Here is a 3522-nt window from a genome sequence, read left to right on the forward strand (position 1 = left end):
GCGCCCAGCTATCCCTTACAGTAATTGACTATTAAATCTTTGAGAAGCCACCCCCCGTAGTTTCCCCTTAAATTAGCTAATCGATCCCTCCGGCTCTTGGCACTCATAGCAATAAACGTGACCGCTATCCACGGAATTGATCGGCCCCGTATCGTCATCAACGATGTCGCTCATCACAATTGGGCGACCCGAATCAATAAGTTCAGTTTTCACAATTTTCCGCCCTATGCGGCGATACGTTCAATAGCTGGCCGTTTAACCTTTCCAGCTTGATGCAAATCGTATTGCAATTGCATACCCGCCCAAAGCTCGGGGCTAGTCCCGAAGGCTGCGCCGAGGCGATATGCCATGTCAGGGGAAACACCGGCTGCACCAGTCACGACGCGTTGAAGCGTCACGCGGCCGACACCGAGTCGGGACGCCGCCTCCGTCACGGTAACGTCCCCCAGGTACTCCCGAAGTACTTCCCCAGGATGGGGAGGATTGTGCATACGAGTCATAATGTCTCTCCGTTGTCAGTGATAATCAAGATAGTCAACGAGAATCGCGTCACTACCTTCAAATGCGAAAATCATTCGCCAGTTTCCGTTGACCGTGATTGCCCAATGTCCTTTCAGGTCACCCTTCAACGGATGCAAACCCCATGAAGGAGCCGATAAATCCTCTGGCCGGATTGCTTGGTCGAGAGCTGCCAACTGGAGGCGCAATCTAGTTGCGTGTGCCGCTTGGATGCCAGCCTTGCTACCTGTTTCAAAGAAACGTTGCAGGCCCTTGTGTCTGAAGGTCTTTATCATGGAGTGTATTGTATCGCGTATCGCTACGAGATACAATGAATATTTATTCGCCGGCATGTGGTGAGCAGCGGATACGGCGAAGCCTTTTCCTTGGGTTTAGCTGAGTTCGGCTGGCATTGAAATCCGGCGCCCGAATGCGGCGGTGAGCTTTCTCTGGAGACTGCCGGCGACACGCATCAAACTCGCTTTACGCGCAGGAGCTTCCCGGTCGTAGGCCTCGAACAGCGTCGAATCAGAAAAAGCGCGCTCGATGATAGTCGCCTCGGCGATGCTCTCTACCAGGATTGCATTGCCGGCGCCCAGCTTGGCGCCCACCTTGCCCTCAACCGGCTGCCACTCAACGTAACCGGAGGTGCCGCCGTCACTGTCTGCAAGGCCATCAGCGATGCTGCCAGATTCCACGCCATCACGCACAAGCTCGGCTTCCTTTTCGGTCAATCTCAGGGTAGTGGGGAACATGGATTTTCCTGTTGGTTCGCCAAGCTGGCTGGTAGCAAGATGGCCGGATGAGCCCTTACGGCCTCACGCGGCTCCAATGAATGCTGACCATCGAAGCAGTGTTCGCATTCATTACGCGTCTGCCACTTTTTGCGGACGCACACACAAACGTGCGTCGCCGTTTCGTAACTGCACCCGCAAATTTCATCAAAATGGGCCATGCGATTTCCCTTGTTAGTTGATCCACTTCCAGACGCAGAGGGAGCAGCGCAGCACGCCCCGGTCGTCGTGGTGTTCGGTCTCTTTTTTGCAGCGGCCGCAGTAGCGTCTAAAAGCCATGTTTTTCCTCGACCGTCAGCGGGTCACGTCGTACATAGCGATGCCATGCTGTTTCAGGTTTGCGGTTCCGGCTTCCACGCTCAGGACAGGGATGCCCAAATGCTCAAGCTGTGCAGCGCGCTCGCCGGCACCAAGCGCGACATCGGTCAGCGTGGAACGGTTCAGCCTGCAGCCGCTTTCGTTCACGCCGCCGACGAGACGCCAACCTGTCGGAATCTCGACCAAGAAGGCGTCTCGTAGAGGGATCGCCAGCGTCCCCGAGAACTACATTCCCTCGTCGCTTTCGCCTGGACTAACCAGTGCCATCATCAAGAATCCTTCCGCATTCAGGGTAAGGAACTTGCCGGCGAACTCAGCTGCTTTCATATACACTTTTTCCGCCATTATGGCTTTGGCTGAACGTCAACAGTGCACAACGAGACCAGATGCGGCGTATTATAAGATATTTGAAGGCTTAGGCTGTACTAGCCTTCAAATCGGCACCACAGTCTCGGCCATCGTCTATTATGCTTACAGTCTTAATAAGTGATGCTCTCAAGGTGGAATATGGCAAGCGCTTCTTTGCGATGAATGACGAAGTTGCGTTGATAGCAGTAATTCTACGCATCCATCGGCGTCTGTTAAAAGATGCAGCCGTACCTAATCCGGCTGCCAAAGTAATCTTCAAAACTATTACCATTCTTCGTCCCCCGCCGGCGAGCCCTTCAAAGAAACATGCTTTGCACTTATCGCCAACCTTCCCGCTTGACTAACCGATGACGATGAGAGGTCGCCCTGCTCTGCCCCCGCAACCGGCGATGGCTTCCTCAGCTTAAATACACCAACTACTTCAGTAAGCTTGGAGCACTGTTCGTGCATCGATGCAGCAGCGGCAGCTGCCTCCTCAACCAGAGCGGCATTCTGCTGAGTAACCGCGTCCATTTGGGAAATAGCATGGTCAACTTGCTCGATACCGTCACGTTGCTTGTCACTGGCAGCGGTAATCTCACTCATTATAGTTGTGACACGGGCAATGCTGGTGACCACTTCATTCATAGTCTTGCCAGCCTCGTGAACTAAACGCGAACCGTTTTCGACTTTACCTACGGAGTCTGCAATCAACGTTTTGATTTCTCTTGCAGCTGCTGCCGAACGCTGAGCCAGATTACGCACTTCCGATGCGACTACGGCAAAACCTCGACCCTGCTCCCCAGCCCGAGCCGCTTCCACGGCGGCGTTAAGCGCGAGGATATTTGTCTGAAATGCAATTCCGTCAATAACACTAATGATTTCGACGATCTTTCGCGAAGACTGGTTAATTGAACCCATAGTAGCAACCACTTCAGAGACCACTACGCCGCCCTCACTTGCAACCTTAGAAGCGCTAATAGCCAAGTCGTTGGCCTGACGAGCTTTCTCAGCATTGAACTGTACAGCTGTCGTTAGCACTTTCATCGAAGATGCAGTTTCTTCCAATGAGCCAGCTTGCTCTTCAGTACGAGAAGACAAATCCATATTACCATCAGCAATTTCGCTTGACGCCGTACTTATTGTATCAGTACCACTACGAACTTCACCGACAATACTGACTAAATTGTCGTTCATGATTTTTAAGGCAGACATGAGTTTTCCAGTTTCGTCACGCGTATCGACGGTAATTTCACTAGTCAAATCTCCAGTCGAAACTTTTTCAGCAACGTCTACTGCGACGCTAATAGGGCCGGTAATCGAACGTGTGATTGCAAACGCGAAACTAGACCCTATCAGGATTGCAACTGCGCCAAGCGCAAATAACAAATTGCGACCGCTTTCATACTGAGCTGATATCTTGGTAGCAATTTCATCCAGAGAGCCACGTTGGACTTCTCCCAGCTTGCCTAATGTTGCTAAATACACTTCCCGCTTCCCGGTCATATCTTCACTGTAGGGCACCTCGAATAACCGGTGATTTTCACAGCGTCGGCGAGCGGAG

The 3522-nt window shown here is 52.4% G+C and carries 5 protein-coding genes; all 5 read right to left on the bottom strand.

Translation table 11 applies throughout. From position 1 onward, the window contains the following. Positions 1–224: 224 nt before the first annotated feature. Positions 225–500 carry a HigA family addiction module antitoxin gene (locus tag ACHAC9_RS24255; RefSeq protein ID WP_435764340.1) on the bottom strand — a complete coding sequence of 92 codons (276 nt, stop codon included), beginning with the start codon at positions 498–500 and terminating at the stop codon, positions 225–227. 15 nt (positions 501–515) lie between these two features. After that, a complete protein-coding gene (locus ACHAC9_RS24260) occupies positions 516–794 on the bottom strand; it encodes a type II toxin-antitoxin system RelE/ParE family toxin (protein WP_435764342.1) in 279 nt (92 codons plus the stop codon). 96 nt (positions 795–890) lie between these two features. Further along, positions 891–1253: a hypothetical protein gene (locus tag ACHAC9_RS24265; protein ID WP_435764344.1), complete on the bottom strand. Its 363-nt coding sequence runs from the start codon at positions 1251–1253 to the stop codon at positions 891–893. Positions 1254–1586: 333 nt separating this feature from the next. Beyond that, on the bottom strand, positions 1587–1796 hold the full coding sequence (locus tag ACHAC9_RS24270; RefSeq protein WP_435764346.1) for a hypothetical protein: 210 nt from the start codon (positions 1794–1796) through the stop codon (positions 1587–1589). A gap of 447 nt (positions 1797–2243) precedes the next feature. After that, a partial coding sequence (locus ACHAC9_RS24275) for a methyl-accepting chemotaxis protein (protein ID WP_435764348.1) occupies positions 2244–3522 on the bottom strand: 1279 nt, incomplete at its 5' end.

The sequence above is a fragment of the Massilia sp. CMS3.1 genome, from assembly GCF_051262535.1.
Classification (GTDB): domain Bacteria; phylum Pseudomonadota; class Gammaproteobacteria; order Burkholderiales; family Burkholderiaceae_D; genus Telluria.

Excerpts from the sequence above, each read along its gene's own strand:
- ACHAC9_RS24265 (WP_435764344.1), bottom strand. The coding sequence starts at position 1,253 with ATGTTCCCCACTACCCTGAGATTGACCGAAAAGGAAGCCGAGCTTGTG.
- ACHAC9_RS24255 (WP_435764340.1), bottom strand. The coding sequence starts at position 500 with ATGACTCGTATGCACAATCCTCCCCATCCTGGGGAAGTACTTCGGGAG.
- ACHAC9_RS24260 (WP_435764342.1), bottom strand. The coding sequence starts at position 794 with ATGATAAAGACCTTCAGACACAAGGGCCTGCAACGTTTCTTTGAAACA.